A 15,072-nucleotide genomic window follows, 5' to 3' on the forward strand; every position below is an offset into this window, starting at 1 on the left:
AAATAAGCGGCTCTTACAAATGCGCTTAAAAGAGCCCTAATAGGCGCAAAAATTTATATCAATGAAAGGATAGAAACAGTAGGTTTGAACTGCTATGTATGTTCAGCAGTTATGCTAACATTGATTCCTATTAGCCGTTTATTATGAGTATAATGTAAGCTATAAAATAAGCACGTATGATAAAACACGCCTAATAAAAGGTGTGTTGATGTCTGAATAAATAGCGCGCTGATAATGTACTCATAAATAGTGACTGATGTAGAAGACAATAATAAGTCACCCAAAGGCTACTCTCGAGGTTCTCAAGTTATGTACTCAAACAATCCACCTGAACAAGATAAGCCCACCATTCAAAATCACCATGCGTTAAGCTTGGATAATTCACAAACCCTCCGCAGTGCGTTTTTTATCTCTGATGGGACGGCGATTACTGCTGAGACGCTGGGTCGCTCTATATTGAGTCAGTTTGCCTCTGTGCCGTTTGAAACCCGTGTGTTGCCCTATGTTGATAGCTTGGAGCGCGCTGATGATGCGGTTGAACAAATCAATATCGCGTATCAGCGTGATGGGCTATTGCCATTGGTATTTGATACGATTGTGAATCCTGAGATTCGTGAAAAGATTAATGCCGCTCATAGCTGTAACTTAGATATGTATGAAGGGTTAATTGGGCGTATCGCTGAAGAAATCGGCATTGAGCCTGATGGTCATTCGGGTCATGCTCATGATAATGTAGACTCTGAGACTTATAAAGAGCGTATCGATGCGGTGCATTTTGCCTTAGATAATGATGATGGGGCGCGCACACGTCATTATAATGCTGCCGATATTATTTTGATTGGCGTCTCGCGTTCAGGTAAAACGCCAACGTCATTATATTTAGCCTTACAATTTGGTATTCGCGCCGCTAACTATCCGTTAACCGAAGATGACTTATACGACAATCAGTTACCAAAAGCGTTACGTGAGCATAAAGACAAACTGTTTGGGCTGATTATTGATACCGATCGCTTGGTAAAAATACGTCAGGAACGCCGTGCCGGTAGCCGCTATTCAAGCTATCAGCAGTGTCAGCAAGAGCAGCGCGCGATACAAGGTATTTATATCTCTCAAGGGATTCCAAGCCTTGATGTCTCAGAGATGTCTGTGGAAGAGATTGCCACGCGTATCTTACAGATGACAGGTCTCAAGCGTCGCATTGGTTAAGCAAATATATCGCCTATCAATCGATGCAATCAATATTACAGAAGTATTTATCACCTATCAGGCGGGTATCTTTAATTCACTGATGTGGTTATGACATCGATACGAATATAAATAGCCCAATGAATCTTGCAAGGTTCATTCTATTTAATAGTATATGATTGAATAATCACCTATGAACCCGCTGATAAATCAAAGAGTAAAGAGGATACAATGGGAAGAAAAATCAAAGCCGATACAACTAATGATATTGGTGAAGACGTTGATGCTGTATCAAATACAGATAATGGCGATGCGCCAGTGACGATGCCTGAAGTCACTACTGCCGCTAGCAAGGACGAGCGAATAGAGCAAACACATGAACAAGTCTTAGAAGACATCATGCATCATCCAGATTTAGTTAATCCCCTTGATGATACCCGTATCTACGTAAAATCTAGTTTTACGAAAGACTCAAAACGCCTAAAAGGCGATAAGCATGAGTTTGACTATGATGTTGTTGTATTAGGTGCTGGACCTGCCGGTGAAGCAGCGGCGATGAAGCTTGCTAAATCGGGTAAGAAAGTGGTGGTGGTCGATCCGCGTGAGCAAGTGGGTGGTAACTGTACGCACGTTGGTACGATTCCAAGTAAGGCATTGCGTCAATCTGTGTTTAACTTAATCAACTTCCGCCGTGACCAGATGTTTACTAAAGCGATGGACTATCACCAAGTCCCGCTAAATATCGTGCTCGCTAAAGCGCGACAAGTGATTCAGCAACAGGTCAATACCCACACGCGATTCTATGAGCGTAACCAAGTTGAAGTGATTCATGGGTGGGCAAATTTCATTGATAAACATACGATACGTGTTGAGATTGATGAAAATACCTTTGAAACCATCACCTTCAATAAAGCCATTATTACGGTCGGTAGTCGTCCTTATCGCCCTGATATTCTAGATTTTGACCATCCACGCGTATTTGATTCTGACAAAATCCTACAAATGGATTATGTGGTCAAAAAAATCATTATTTATGGTGCAGGTGTGATTGGCTGTGAATATGCGTCTATTTTTACCGGTCTTGGTTATAAAGTTGACCTGATTAACAACCAAAATCAATTATTGAGCTATCTTGATAGCGAAATTAGCGATGCGATTGCCCATGACTTTAGACAATTTGGGGTGGTCATTCGTAGTAATGAAGAAATTGACTATTTAGAAACCTATGATGACTATGTTGTCTTGTATCTAAAAAGCGGTAAAAAAATCAAATCTGATGCGATTTTATGGTCAAATGGACGCTCAGGAAATACGGAAGGGCTCAATTTAGAAGCTATTGGACTTACCGCCAATAGCCGTGGACAGCTGAAAGTAGATGATACTTATTGTACGGAAGTAGAGAATATCTATGCGGCTGGTGATGTTATCGGTTGGCCGTCATTAGCATCCGCAGCCTATGACCAAGGGCGCTGTGCGGCGGCATTTATGGTTGGTGACCGTGATGCGGAACCCGTGTCTAGCGTACCAACTGGCATCTATACCATTCCTGAAATCTCTTGTATTGGTAAAACCGAGCAAGAATTAACCGATGCCAAAGTCCCTTATGAAGTCGGTCAGGCATTCTTTAAACATCTGGCACGTGCGCAAATTATCGGTGAACGTTCTGGTGTCTTAAAAATCTTATTTCATCGTGAGACGCTTGAGATTTTGGGGATTCATTGCTACGGCAACCATGCCTCAGAAATTATTCATATTGGGCAAGCGGTCATGAAGTGTAATGCTACCCTTGAATACTTTGTCAATACCACCTTTAACTATCCGACGATGGCAGAAGCGTATCGAGTAGCAGCGTTAAATGGTCTTAACCGCGTATTCTAAGGCTTACTATTTAGAACTGTAATTTAATAAAAAAGCGTCTGCTATATTGTAGGCGCTTTTTTTTGCTCATTTTTTAATAAAAAATATGATTAAGTGATTCACTATTTTTTCTTATCCAGCAGTTTTATTTTGACTGCTAGATTGAGGTTGCGTGCGCCATCTGAAAAGTAATAATAAGATAAAATAAAATAACCATAAGGCGACAAGCACATAAAATCCAGATGCCACTTGCGAGACAGATGCACCCATTTGATTGAGTTGAACAGAGGTATTGATAGCAGGAGTGGTGGGGAATAGCCAACGCACGGCTTGTAGTATGTCAGGTAGTTGGTCGGCTGGCCACGGATAACCACTGACAAAAAATATCGGTAGTGAGCTGAAAATTAATATTTGCAAGCTGCGTTCACGCTGCCGGAACCAAAGCCCTAATACACAGCCAAGCGTCGCCACGGTTGGGCAAAATAGCGCCAAAAATAGCAAACTGCCCAGCATATTCTCGCCGCGTGCATAATGATGGAGCTCAAAAGCCCAGCCATAATAAAAGCAGCCCATGATAAAGCTGAGTAAGCTGAGCGCCATAATACGCCCAAGCCAGCCACGAATACTGGTCGCATGGCGGCGCTGCTCATACCACGTACCAATCAGCATCGCCGTCGCCATTAATAAGGTCTGTTGTAGAATAAGAATAGATACAGCTGGCACGACGTAAGCGCCATAGCCCTCCGTTTGATTGTATAACGGCATTATTTTTAGGGGCACGGCTTGGGTGTTTTTGGCAGCAGTAGGTGCATACGCGCCTTGTGCCACACTTTTTTTAACCTCAATACCGGCAGATACGGTGCTGACTGCCTGCAAAAAACCAAGCTGCACATTTTTATTTAAAATAAAATAACCACCATTACCAAGAACAATGACATTGGCGGCTTTCCCTGACAGCACTTGGCGTTCAAGTCCAGTAGGGATAATCATATAACCGGCAATGTCGTTTGACCACATCGCCTCTTTAGCAGCGTGTTCATTGATAAAACGTTGTGTATCCAATTGTGGACTGGCACTGGCGTAACGAATGATGGTGCGTGATAGATTGCTATTATCATTGTCAATAATACCAACAGGCACGTGATTAACGACTTCAGTAGAATACGGCCACGGATAAAAAAAGCCATAGATAATGGGTGCGATAATGAGCATTAACAGCACGCCTTTATCGACAAAGATGTCTGTAAGTGTTTGTATAAAACTGGCAAAAAAAGTCGGTGCTGAGAGGGTATGTTGTGGTGCAAGATTTGATTTTGGCATTAGCGTGCGCCCCAACGTTCAGGATGCGCCAACGCACGTTTGCTCAACAAGGCGGTCAGCAGCATAGCAATGAGCGTCGCTAAGGTTAAGCCATAAATGATAGGCAATGATATGGCGACCGGAGCTTGCATCTGTAATTGTGCGATATGCAGTTTCAGATAATGGGTCAAGGGTAAGATATCCGACCAATGCTTGGCGCTGTCACTAATCGCAATATAAGGAAAAGTGACCCCAGCGAAAGCATAAGAGGGCGCGGAGATAAAACCAGTAGCTGATAAACCCGTGCGCAGCGAAAATGACCCTAACGTAAAAATAGCACCTAACCAAAAAGACAGCATCATTAATATCACTAACCCAAAATAGGTCGCTATTATAGAAGCGCTCGCAATAGCTTGCTGCTGAATGGTTAGCCATATTGCCAATGCCGACCACAGGCTGTAAGCAAGCGTTGACCAAAAATATTTACCTGCTAAACCTGATAGTACGACTAAAATACTGACGTGTTGTGTTGCGTGTAATTGATTTTTTAACGGATTATTTGGCGTCTTGTTATTTGGCATATTGTTATTTGGTGTGTGATTATCGCAATTATCACCATTTTCTACCGTTAAATCAGGACGACTGCGTGCAATAAAGCGATACCAGTGACCTAAATTTTTATCGCGTAGCTCGCGTCCAATAGTGGTGGCGCCAATAACCATGGCTAAAATATGTAGCAATGCAGGAATGACGGTCGATGCCAAAAATTGCTGATAGTTAGTCGCTGCGTTAAATAAGCTCACACGCTGAATACCGATAGGCGAGTAGGCTATTGCCGCTTGCGAGGGTGCCATACCTTGTTTGACCAAACGCTGAATCTCAACCCCAGCCGATAATGTACCGACAACGGATTGCACGCTTTTTTGGATAATACCCGAATGCGTGCCGTATTGGGCATTCACTTGTAACACCAATGGCGAAGGCTTGCCAGATAAAATATTACGTGAAAAATCTGGTGGGATAATAACGATTGCATAAATATCACGTTGCAAAATAGCGTCCTTAGCAGCGGCTGGCGAGTGATAAAGCTGCTTAACGGTAATATCAGGACTGGCTTCTAAATAGCGTACGAGCGTATTGGCAAGAGGACTATGGTCTTGGTCAATGACCCCAATAGGTAAATCAGTAATTTGGGTTCGCGAAAATATCCACCAAATCAGTATCACTGTCGCAAGTGGTATCCAGACTACCATTGCCAAATCCCACGGACTTTTGGCTAAAAAACGGCGCTCGTAGGCAGCACTACGTACAAAGGCTTTTATCAGACGCATGGTTTACTCTGGCGGATTGCGAGTTGAAGAGTGAGATACTTGCGGATTAATGCGTACGATGACACTCATTCCTGAACGAATACGTGCGTCTGGAGAAGTTGGGCGCGCCTTAATTTCAAAGGTACGCACATCGAAGCCATCGTCATTATTGGTGGGTCGCCACGTGGCAAAGTCGGACAAGGTTGAGGTGGCATAGACAGTAAACTGTTTAGAATAAGGGCGTTCTGTACTTGATAAAGCAGGAATAGTACCGATAAACTGCTGCCCAATCGCAAACTGATTCAAATAAGTCTCGGTGACATTTAATACCACCCATTGATTGTTGGTATCGACTAGCGTCAATATTGGCACGCCTTGACCGATTACTTCACCAGGACTGACAATCACACTATCAACAATACCGGCAATCGGGCTTTTTAGATTGGCTTCTTTTTTAGCGGCTAAGGCTTCATCAAGTTGGGCATCTACTTGTGCAACTTGGGCGGTAGCGGCTGATTTATCCTCGTCTCGTGCGCCTTCTTTTGCTAGCTCATATTGTAATCGCGCGGCTTCAGTTTGGTCTTGAGTCGCTAAAGATTGCGCCAATGCTTCATCACGCTTTTGCCGCGCCATTAAGCCTTCTTCATACAGACGATTGATACGCTCATACGTATTGGCTGCTAAGTCAGAAGCGGCTTTATTGGCTTGCCATGCTACTTTTGCTTGCGCAATTTCTTGCGGTCGTGCTCCGTTTTCGGCTTTATCCAGTTGGCTTTGTGCCATTTGTTTGCCAGCACGTGCTTGATTAATCTTGGCATTAATCTCAGGCGAATCCATCTCAATAAGCTGCTGACCTACGGTTACGGCATCGCCTTCGGTAACTAAGATTTGTGCAATACGCCCCGGTACTTTTGCCGCGATGGACGTTTGCTGCATTTGCATTTGTCCTTGCAAGGTAATGATTTCTGGCTCGCTGTTCTGCTTACTTTTGAATAATCCATAAGCGATGATGCCAAGGACACTAATAATAATCAGCGCAATGATCGCTTTTTTAATTGTGCCGGATTTATCATTTTTTGACTGACGCTGTTGTCCACGTATGTATGCAGGTGCGGTCTGTTGTTGCTCAGTTTCAGATTCTGTTAATTCAGTATAGTTAGCATCATTATCAGTCTGTGCACTATTATCAGTCACGTCCTCACTATGCGCCGTTTCGGGTTTGCTTAAGTCGTCAGATTTATGGTGAGGTTCATGCATGACAATGAGATTCCTAAAGCAATAAGCTTAATATTAGCGTTAATAGTGGTATTAATAACAGGGTCAAAAATAATAGTAAGGTCAATCATAATTACGATAAAGAGGGCAGAGTTTACTAGCCATTATTCTTTATATAGCGCTGGTAGCCGAATATCAGCGGCATTCAGATAAGCGTTGAATGCTAATGGCGTACCGCAGCTTTGCATTAAGGCGGCAAGCGCTTGCACATAACTGTTCGCTGCCTGTGCTTGTTCGGTACGCGCCTTGAGGTATTGAGTCTGTGACTGCACCACCTCTACGGTGGTATTGACGCCTTCTTGTAGACCCAACCGCCGCAAACGTAATACTTCTGCGCTCAAGTCGACATTGCTTTGCAGCGCTTGATAACGAGATTGGGCATTATTAACATCGTGCCAGTTCTTTTCAACCAGTAATAATAAGTTATCACTGACTTCAATTTCTGATAAATCTGCTTGGCGGATTTTTGCGCTACTTGATGCGAGTGCTGCGGTTTTATCCAGTCCGCCCCACAGCTTCCAACTGGCTGATACGCCAGCGACCCAGCTGGGTTTTTCTTCTAATTGACCATAGCCGTATAGCATAACGGTGGGTTTATGACCGGTATCTGACAGCGCATGGAGCTGCTGCGCTTGCGCACGCTTCGCGGCAACTTTTTGTAATCCCGGATGATGATGTAGTGCTAAGTCTTGAAAGTAGTTCACGTCAGGTAGCGGTCGACTAGAGACAAATAATGGCGTGGTGGGCTTAATTCGGTAATCCGTACGCAGCAGACGTTGCAACGCAATCATAGCAAGACGGGCATCATTATTGGCGTTTACCGCTTCACTGTTGGCATTCGCCAGCGCTGACTGTGCTTCTAGACGATCAACACGCGAGATAAAGCCTTCTTCAAATAAGCGCTTTGCCATATGGTCGGTTTGCTGCAACGTATCGTAAGCATCGTCACGTAAGTAGGCAGCGATAATTGCCAATTGCGCTTTAAAATAACGCTCAATCAACGTGTTATACAGCTCGTTTTTATCCAATATTCCGTCTGCTACGGTTTCTTGTGTTCGAGCCTCTGACAATCCAGTCAATGTTGTGGTACGACCAGCGGTATATACTGGCCACACCACGCCCACACCTACGCTCGCGCGTGTGCCTGAACGTTTAAAGTCATAAGAATCGGGAAGACGCTCACCAATTAATTCACCAAAATTAGGTAGATTAGGAGTAGGAGGGATGATGTCGCCAACTACATCGCCGACACCGGCACCAACATTATTAACGCCATTAATCACCCCGTTTTTAAGCGTCGATAAATCAATATCTTCTTGCAAGGTATAGGCGTTAGCGGATACCTGAGCAAACACAAAAGGGTTGTCTATAGTTTTAAGCGCGTCTGTTTGATAGTTACTGGCAGCAATGGCGGCTTGATTAGCCGCAAGCTTGGGCGAGACTTGCAAGAGTATGTCTTGTGCTTGCTCAAGACTTAAAAAACTGGACACCTCTAACGGATAGCTATTCTCAACTTTTTTATGAGTGATAGGATCCGTTAAAGTACTCAGGTTCAGCCCATTTGATTGCTTGTCGCCCTTTTGTGTACCGTTCTCAGTATTTGCAAAAGTAGGCACGGATAATCCCATTAACATGACAGCAATCATGGCAGTAGACAAAGACGACAAAGCAAATTTCATAAATTCAGTACGCCAGTAATAAAAAGTATGATAATAATTTAATCATAACAAGGCTTACACTTTAGAGCCACAATCATGACGGGTCAATGCTCATTAATCGTTTGTTTGGCATTGAAAAAAACGGTCAGCTATGTTAGACCCTATTATAAAGGTACGGATATGCCAAAATCATACAATGTTTGCTACCGTTAAAAGTCAACGTTTTGGTACATCACTCGCTTATAACTATAAGCGAGTGATGGTGTATGCTGTAAAAAAGCCTCATTAAAAAAGGAGTCGGTAATGGCAGGGTATATTTTAGCCTTAGATCAAGGAACAACATCGAGTCGCGCGATTTTATACGACGACCATGCCCGACCCATTAAAATAGTACAAAAACCGACGACCTTGAAAACGCCAAAATCAGGTTATGTAGAGCAAGATGCGAATCAAATTTGGCAGACACAAATCAGCTGCGCACATGATGTGATTAATCAAGCCGGATTGCTGGCGACTGATGTGATGAGTATCGCTATTACCAATCAGCGTGAATCCATCGTTATGTGGGACAAACAAACGGGAGAGCCACTCGCACCAGCGATTATTTGGCAAGATAGGCGCGGTGCTGATTACTGCAAGCAGCTGGCGGCTGAAGCTAATGAAAGGGGAAATCGTAAAGGCAGCAGTATGTCAGAAAAGGTTCGTAATATCACAGGTTTGCGCCTTGACCCGTATTTTAGCGCCAGTAAAATTGCGTGGTTACTTGAGCATAACCCTGGAATTAAAGAGCGCGTGAACAGCAGTCAAGGGAGTCAGATAGCCGTCGGTACTATCGACAGTTGGCTTATTTACAAGCTGACAGGCGGTGAGCATTTCATTGATATTACCAACGCTTCACGCACCTTGTTATACGATATTCATAAATTAGCATGGTCGGATGAGCTGTGCGCGTGCTTTGACATTCCAATGACCATATTGCCAAAAGTGTTACCTTCTGATGGTGACTTTGGTAAGACTAAAAAAGGACTATTCGCCAAGCAAATACCCATTCAGGCAGTATTAGGAGATCAGCAAGCTGCCCTTTTTGGGCAAGGTTGTCTTGAGGCTGGCATGGCGAAAAATACTTATGGCACTGGCTGTTTTATGCTTATGAATATCGGTACGACGCCGAAACTTAGCGAACATCAACTGCTGACGACCATTGCTTGGCAACGAGCAACGTTACCTAATCATGCGGATAATTTATCCCTTGGGCAGATGATGGAATCTGGTAAGCGCCTACTACAAGCACCCAATTCTACAGCAAGTCGTGAGGTTACCTACGCGCTAGAAGGCAGTGTGTTTATGGCAGGTGCAATTGTACAATGGCTGCGTGATAACTTAGGAATCATCAAACAAAGCTGCGATATTGAAAGGTTAGCCCAGCAAGTGGGCAGTAGTGAAGAGGTGGTTTTGTTACCGGCATTCACCGGTCTTGGCGCACCATATTGGCGCTCAGATATTAATGCCAGTATTAGCGGTATGACTCGCGGTACAACCAAAGCGCATATTGCCCGTGCGGCGCTTGAATCAATCGCTTATCAAACTTATGACGTACTTATCGCCATGCAACAAGACAGTCCGCATCCACTCACTGAGTTACGCGTTGATGGTGGGGCAGCAAATAACGATTTATTGATGCAGTTTCAAGCGGATTTATTAGGCGTGCCCGTATTGCGCCCGAAAGATACTGAAATTACAGCTAAAGGTACAGCGTTATTGGCTGGGCTAAAAAGTGGTCTATACGATGACACCACAATGGCAGACTCATGGCAGCTTGATCGACGCTTTGAACCGAGTATGTCTGAGGATAATCGTCAGCAACATCTTGATAAATGGCATCAAGCGGTTAAAAGAGCCTTAATAGAAGTTTGAATCATCTGTTAAAATATGTATTTAAAACAGTCAATAAAGATTGTTGATAAATACAGTATTTTTTAACAACAGATAACCTTCCTTAAAATTTAATAGCCATTTAATAATGACAGTCATGATATCTTTAATAGCTACTTTAATAATTATTTTAAAAGTAGCTGACCTAAAAATAGTTAATTTGAAAATAGTTACTTTAAATCACGCTCGGCTTCGTAAAGAGGTTATAAAGATACACGCTGTAACTGAAGCGCATATCAATATGGACACAGATTACATAATCAGCCTATCTGCTATCCCCATTAACTCCCTATACTCCATCTGTGACCGATTAACCGAGCATTGGTTTTAATCTTTAATAGTTTTAAACCTACACAGTTTTAAGCCTCAATTTAATGTCACAATTCAGTTAAATAACTTAATAAACAATAAATTTAAAATATAACAATGAATTTAAGGATAACATTATGAGTAACGATAACCGCACTACAAATCCTAACAACCTTGTCATCGATGAGCATTACCTTGAAGTAGGCGATAAAGAACGAATAATTGACGATAATGAACGCAGATTAACAGGTACAGATCATGCGCTTGATGGGCATATCATCAGACATGAAAACGATAATATTATAGATGACCATCATATCATTGGTAACCATGTTGTAGGTCATCATGATGACATTGATCGTAGCGCAGTAAAGCAGATGTCAAAAGAAACAAAAAAAGATTTAAATGCGGATATTATTACCGGTGAGCCCGGTTCACATCCAGTAGGAACCGGTATTGGTGGCCTTGGTGGTGCGGCAGCAGGCGCAGCTATTGGTACGATAGCAGGTCCACTCGGAACCCTCATTGGTGGCGCGATTGGTGCAATCGTCGGCGGTGGTATCGGTCATGCAGCAGCAGAAGCAATTGACCCTACACATGAAGAAGCCTATTGGCGTGCACAATATGCCAATGCGCCTTATTACAGAGAAGGTTATGATTACGACCGTGATTTGCACCCTGCCTATGCAGTAGGTTATGCCAATCGTGCTCGCTATCCTGTTGGCGCTCGCTTTGAAGATCACGAAGCCGATTTAGAGCGTTCATGGCATGAAGTCAAAGGCGAATCACGTATGGAATGGAATGAAGCACGTGCCGCCTCTCGTGACGCTTGGAATCGTGTGAGTTAATTTAAAAAACTCAATATGTTTATACCATTTAAGTTCTAAATGTTACAACACAAAAAAATAATGAAAAAAATTACTGCTTTGTTATTAAGATAAATTTAAATGTATATCACTTACAATCTAAACGGTAAGTTCATAATATTTATGCTATGTTAAAGCTTTCAAACTAATGTTTGGAAGCTTTTTTGTTTTTATAAAATAATTAAATATGGATTTTTAAAATATAAATCGTTATTTAATAAGAATATAGAGTAAAATTATTTTAAGTTTAATGAATCACAGTTTTAATAAACGCTAGAAATAGTATTTGTAAAAGCAGTTTATAAAACAATCGTTAATGACATACATTTTAATAAATAAAAATAATAAATAGAAAAAGGTGAGGTACATGGTAAACCAATTCGAAACTGATGCTCATAAGCAATTTTATATAGCCACTGCTAACTTGCTGAACTTCGCCAATCCTAATCGTACTTATTATGAAAACACGCCGCCTTATGATAAAAAAGCTTATGACAAAAAAGTACGAGGTATTACAGAATTACTGGTTAAAGCTCATGCCGATATTATTGCAGTGCAGGAAGTTTGGGACAGTCAGGCATTGGTAGAAGTCGCGATAGCATTAGGGTTTAAGCCGGAACACGTCGTGATACCGCTGGCAAGTAATGACCCAAATAGCCCACATACTAAAGGACGCGGTGCACAAAATACGCCAGCAGTGGGCATAATCACTCGTTTTGAGCAGTTAGAAAGCAGTTTATTAGAAGTAATTGCTGATAAGGCGATTATAGATATTCCGGATATCGGACCGTATCGCCGCTTTAATCGTCCGCCACTTGTCTTACGTGTGAATGCTTTCGGGCAACCGATTACGATTATTACGGCTCATCTTAAAAGTAAACGTGCCTTTTTCTTACGAGATGAGGCAGGTAATTTGTTAGAAGATATGAACGATCCAAATATTCGTGTTCGTGCCAAGCTGCGCAGCTTGTGTATGCGCGCTGCTGAAGCGGCATCAATACGAATGTCGATTATTGAACGATTGCATCATACTCGCGAGCCATTAATTCTGCTAGGGGACATGAATGATGTCACTGGCAGTGTCACGACTCAATTGATGACGGAGACAGGTGAGGTGAATTATGATAAAAGCATGCGTGACGTGGCTTTGTTTGACGCTGCACGGGTTCAAGCACGCTATGGTTGGATGAGAGATGTGGCATATACGCACATTTATCAGGGTATGCCCGAAGTGATTGATCAATTATTTGTCTCAGAAGAGTTTTTATCTGATAGTAAATTTACCCGTGGTCGGGTTGAGCGGGTAGATTATTTTAACGACCATTTAAAGTGGGATTATACCGATAGAGTCACAGATCATGGTATTATACGCGCGAAAATACAACTCCATGATTAATTACGTTATTTGGTTAATTGATACATTATTCTTTTAACCCATTCACGCCCTTGTTTAATACGATATCAGTATTTATTAGGTATTTTTATTGAATTTGATAGCGGTTGTATTAACCAAAATTTACCAATAATGTGCTCATTCATTGCACATATTATTCAATAATGACCATATATATAAATACCATGTATATAAATCTAGGGCGTCACATCAAGAGGTCTATAATGAGCGACAATAAAGACGATAAAATAGAAGATGTACTAGTAGACTCAGAATTGGCGAGAAAACTAGTACCCAATAAGTTTAAATTTACCAGTCAGCAAGGTCGTATCCGCCGTCAGAAATTATTGATGGGTGCCAAAAAGCTGAGTGAAACTCATGCGATTAACGATATTACCTTAGCGGCAGTATGTGAAGAAGCGGGCATTCCACGTGCTTCTGCGTACCATTTCTTTCCTAATATCGAAGCAATCTTTTTAGCATTACGTTTTTTAAATGCGATTGAAATATTAGAGATATTGGCAACGGTAGAGACTGTTGATTACGACAGATGGCAAGCGTACTTAACGGCTCTCGTTGAGTGTTGTGTGAAAATATTTCATAGTGATCATACTAAAGCTAAGCTGATTTATGATACCAATACGCCAGACTTTGAAGGCGATAGCTTCGGTGAAGCCATTGATCATCAAATCGTGCAGTTGGTCTATAAGCGTTTATCAGAGCGTTATGAGATGCCAAACTATGAAGATATTGAAGACGTTTTATTAGTCACTTATAGCATTATTAATGGTATATTTACTTTGTCTTATCGCCGTCATGAGAGTATCACAGACAGCTATCTACAAGAAGCCACAACTGCTTCTATCGCTTATCTACGTTGCTACTTGCCAGAAAAATTACCACGTAAAAGCCGATAAAAACTTCAAGGTATTTCGATAGATAATATAAAAAATAAGCCGGATTTAGTCCGGCTTTTTAATGTCAGTTTTTTATTAATAACTATATTTTTATGAATAACTATATTTTTATCAATAATTATATGGTTGGTTTTTTTAATAAACAACGTTATAAGTAGCGGTAGGAACGGGCATCGGAATGGTTATTGTTTGTGATATATATAACTTATGACTGTCCATTTTTTGACCACGACAAATATCGTCTCCTGTATCTAAAGGTGTGTACTGTTTAAAGTAACGGTTAATCAGACTTTCAAGTTCCACATTAGTCTCTGAATCATGAGCGTTGACGTAAGCTTCACGCGCCTGTTCAAGCCAGCGATCAGCCATGCGAAAATGCGTTCCCGATTGTCTCCAGCCGTGCTCGCATTGGTCAGCCGCTGCCCAAACGAGAGCGACTTCACTAAATGCCAATTCGCGTGGTGCTGCGCTGATACCACCACTATCCTTTAATGCATTCAGCGTTGCCCAAAGGTCGGGGCGCATCAACGCTGACGTCGTTGGAATATCCGTGGTGATACTTAATTGTTCATCTGTGCCGTTTTGTAGCGCTGCTAATAAAAGGCTGCCTGCTTGTAAGGCTTGGCTGCCCGCTGCGCTTCTACTTTTGATGCTGTCTTTATGATAAGCATAGTTCAGCCACGCTTGTGCCTTATAGGCAAGATAGTGCTGACGTGCGGATTTGTCGTCTTGCTGATAGACCTGTAACTGCATGAGCATACAGTCTATGGTGCGCTGTTGTGAGCTTTGCTGCGGTGAGAGAGTCTTGACATCTCTAACGCCATCACTAGGGCAGTGAGCAGCCGCACGAATAGAGCGGACAACTAAAATATCACTAGCGTTACTCTTATTAACGCTGGCAGCGTGTGTCACTGGCACAGCAGCTATTAACAACAACGCTGAATATACAGCTCTAGACGGTAGCCGCTGCAAAATATATTTTGTCGCTAGAGTGGTAAGGTTAAATATCATACAAACCTGCTTTTATAATGAGCCATGTAATAGCTAGTATCAAAGATGATACTGATGATA

At 42.2% G+C, this 15,072-nt stretch carries 11 protein-coding genes; 6 read left to right on the plus strand and 5 right to left on the minus strand.

What is annotated here, in order from left to right:
- Nucleotides 1-309 precede the first annotated feature (309 nt).
- Together ppsR and sthA are read left to right on the plus strand one after the other, a co-directional pair.
- Nucleotides 310-1,206, plus strand: coding sequence for a pyruvate, water dikinase regulatory protein (gene ppsR / locus AOC03_RS11130; RefSeq protein WP_062536011.1), 897 nt, complete (start codon nucleotides 310-312; stop codon nucleotides 1,204-1,206).
- A gap of 210 nt (nucleotides 1,207-1,416) precedes the next feature.
- Complete coding sequence (gene sthA / locus AOC03_RS11135) at nucleotides 1,417-3,063, plus strand: Si-specific NAD(P)(+) transhydrogenase (protein ID WP_062536013.1); 1,647 nt, start codon at nucleotides 1,417-1,419, stop codon at nucleotides 3,061-3,063.
- 111 nt (nucleotides 3,064-3,174) lie between these two features.
- On the opposite strand, the gene AOC03_RS11140 is transcribed toward sthA, so the two are convergent.
- From AOC03_RS11140 to AOC03_RS11155, 4 genes are all read right to left on the minus strand, one after another.
- A complete protein-coding gene (locus AOC03_RS11140; RefSeq protein ID WP_062536015.1) occupies nucleotides 3,175-4,362 on the minus strand; it encodes an ABC transporter permease in 1,188 nt (395 codons plus the stop codon).
- Complete coding sequence (locus AOC03_RS11145) at nucleotides 4,362-5,672, minus strand: ABC transporter permease (RefSeq protein WP_062536017.1); 1,311 nt, start codon at nucleotides 5,670-5,672, stop codon at nucleotides 4,362-4,364. The genes AOC03_RS11140 and AOC03_RS11145 overlap by 1 nt, the downstream gene beginning before the upstream one ends.
- A gap of 3 nt (nucleotides 5,673-5,675) precedes the next feature.
- The gene (locus tag AOC03_RS11150) at nucleotides 5,676-6,908 is read right to left on the minus strand and encodes an HlyD family secretion protein (RefSeq protein ID WP_084785852.1); all 1,233 of its coding nucleotides are present in this window, start codon (nucleotides 6,906-6,908) and stop codon (nucleotides 5,676-5,678) included.
- Between the two features lie 122 nt (nucleotides 6,909-7,030).
- Nucleotides 7,031-8,605 (minus strand): TolC family protein, encoded by a 1,575-nt coding sequence (locus AOC03_RS11155; RefSeq protein ID WP_062536019.1) that lies wholly within the window; start codon nucleotides 8,603-8,605, stop codon nucleotides 7,031-7,033.
- Nucleotides 8,606-8,887: 282 nt separating this feature from the next.
- Here AOC03_RS11155 and glpK point away from each other — a divergent pair, with 282 nt between their 5' ends.
- The 4 genes from glpK to AOC03_RS11180 all read left to right on the plus strand — a co-directional run bounded on the left by glpK (nucleotide 8,888) and on the right by AOC03_RS11180 (nucleotide 14,001).
- Entirely contained in the window at nucleotides 8,888-10,498 is a 1,611-nt protein-coding gene (gene glpK, locus AOC03_RS11160) for a glycerol kinase GlpK (RefSeq protein WP_062536020.1), read from the plus strand.
- 704 nt (nucleotides 10,499-11,202) lie between these two features.
- Nucleotides 11,203-11,673 carry a glycine zipper domain-containing protein gene (locus AOC03_RS11170; protein WP_204247962.1) on the plus strand — a complete coding sequence of 157 codons (471 nt, stop codon included), beginning with the start codon at nucleotides 11,203-11,205 and terminating at the stop codon, nucleotides 11,671-11,673.
- A 385-nt stretch (nucleotides 11,674-12,058) separates the two neighbouring features.
- Entirely contained in the window at nucleotides 12,059-13,087 is a 1,029-nt protein-coding gene (locus tag AOC03_RS11175) for an endonuclease/exonuclease/phosphatase family protein (RefSeq protein ID WP_062536025.1), read from the plus strand.
- Between the two features lie 221 nt (nucleotides 13,088-13,308).
- A complete protein-coding gene (locus AOC03_RS11180; protein WP_062536027.1) occupies nucleotides 13,309-14,001 on the plus strand; it encodes a TetR/AcrR family transcriptional regulator in 693 nt (230 codons plus the stop codon).
- 135 nt (nucleotides 14,002-14,136) lie between these two features.
- On the opposite strand, the gene AOC03_RS11185 is transcribed toward AOC03_RS11180, so the two are convergent.
- The gene (locus AOC03_RS11185) at nucleotides 14,137-15,012 is read right to left on the minus strand and encodes a hypothetical protein (RefSeq protein WP_204247912.1); all 876 of its coding nucleotides are present in this window, start codon (nucleotides 15,010-15,012) and stop codon (nucleotides 14,137-14,139) included.
- Nucleotides 15,013-15,072 lie beyond the last annotated feature (60 nt).

This window comes from Psychrobacter urativorans (genome assembly GCF_001298525.1).
Taxonomy (GTDB): Bacteria; Pseudomonadota; Gammaproteobacteria; order Pseudomonadales; family Moraxellaceae; genus Psychrobacter; species Psychrobacter urativorans_A.

Excerpts from the sequence above, each read along its gene's own strand:
- AOC03_RS11175 (WP_062536025.1), top strand. The coding sequence starts at position 12,059 with ATGGTAAACCAATTCGAAACTGATGCTCATAAGCAATTTTATATAGCC.
- AOC03_RS11185 (WP_204247912.1), bottom strand. The coding sequence starts at position 15,012 with ATGATATTTAACCTTACCACTCTAGCGACAAAATATATTTTGCAGCGG.
- glpK (WP_062536020.1), top strand. The coding sequence starts at position 8,888 with ATGGCAGGGTATATTTTAGCCTTAGATCAAGGAACAACATCGAGTCGC.
- ppsR (WP_062536011.1), top strand. The coding sequence starts at position 310 with ATGTACTCAAACAATCCACCTGAACAAGATAAGCCCACCATTCAAAAT.
- sthA (WP_062536013.1), top strand. The coding sequence starts at position 1,417 with ATGGGAAGAAAAATCAAAGCCGATACAACTAATGATATTGGTGAAGAC.
- AOC03_RS11145 (WP_062536017.1), bottom strand. The coding sequence starts at position 5,672 with ATGCGTCTGATAAAAGCCTTTGTACGTAGTGCTGCCTACGAGCGCCGT.
- AOC03_RS11155 (WP_062536019.1), bottom strand. The coding sequence starts at position 8,605 with ATGAAATTTGCTTTGTCGTCTTTGTCTACTGCCATGATTGCTGTCATG.
- AOC03_RS11150 (WP_084785852.1), bottom strand. The coding sequence starts at position 6,908 with ATGCATGAACCTCACCATAAATCTGACGACTTAAGCAAACCCGAAACG.
- AOC03_RS11140 (WP_062536015.1), bottom strand. The coding sequence starts at position 4,362 with ATGCCAAAATCAAATCTTGCACCACAACATACCCTCTCAGCACCGACT.
- AOC03_RS11170 (WP_204247962.1), top strand. The coding sequence starts at position 11,203 with ATGTCAAAAGAAACAAAAAAAGATTTAAATGCGGATATTATTACCGGT.
- AOC03_RS11180 (WP_062536027.1), top strand. The coding sequence starts at position 13,309 with ATGAGCGACAATAAAGACGATAAAATAGAAGATGTACTAGTAGACTCA.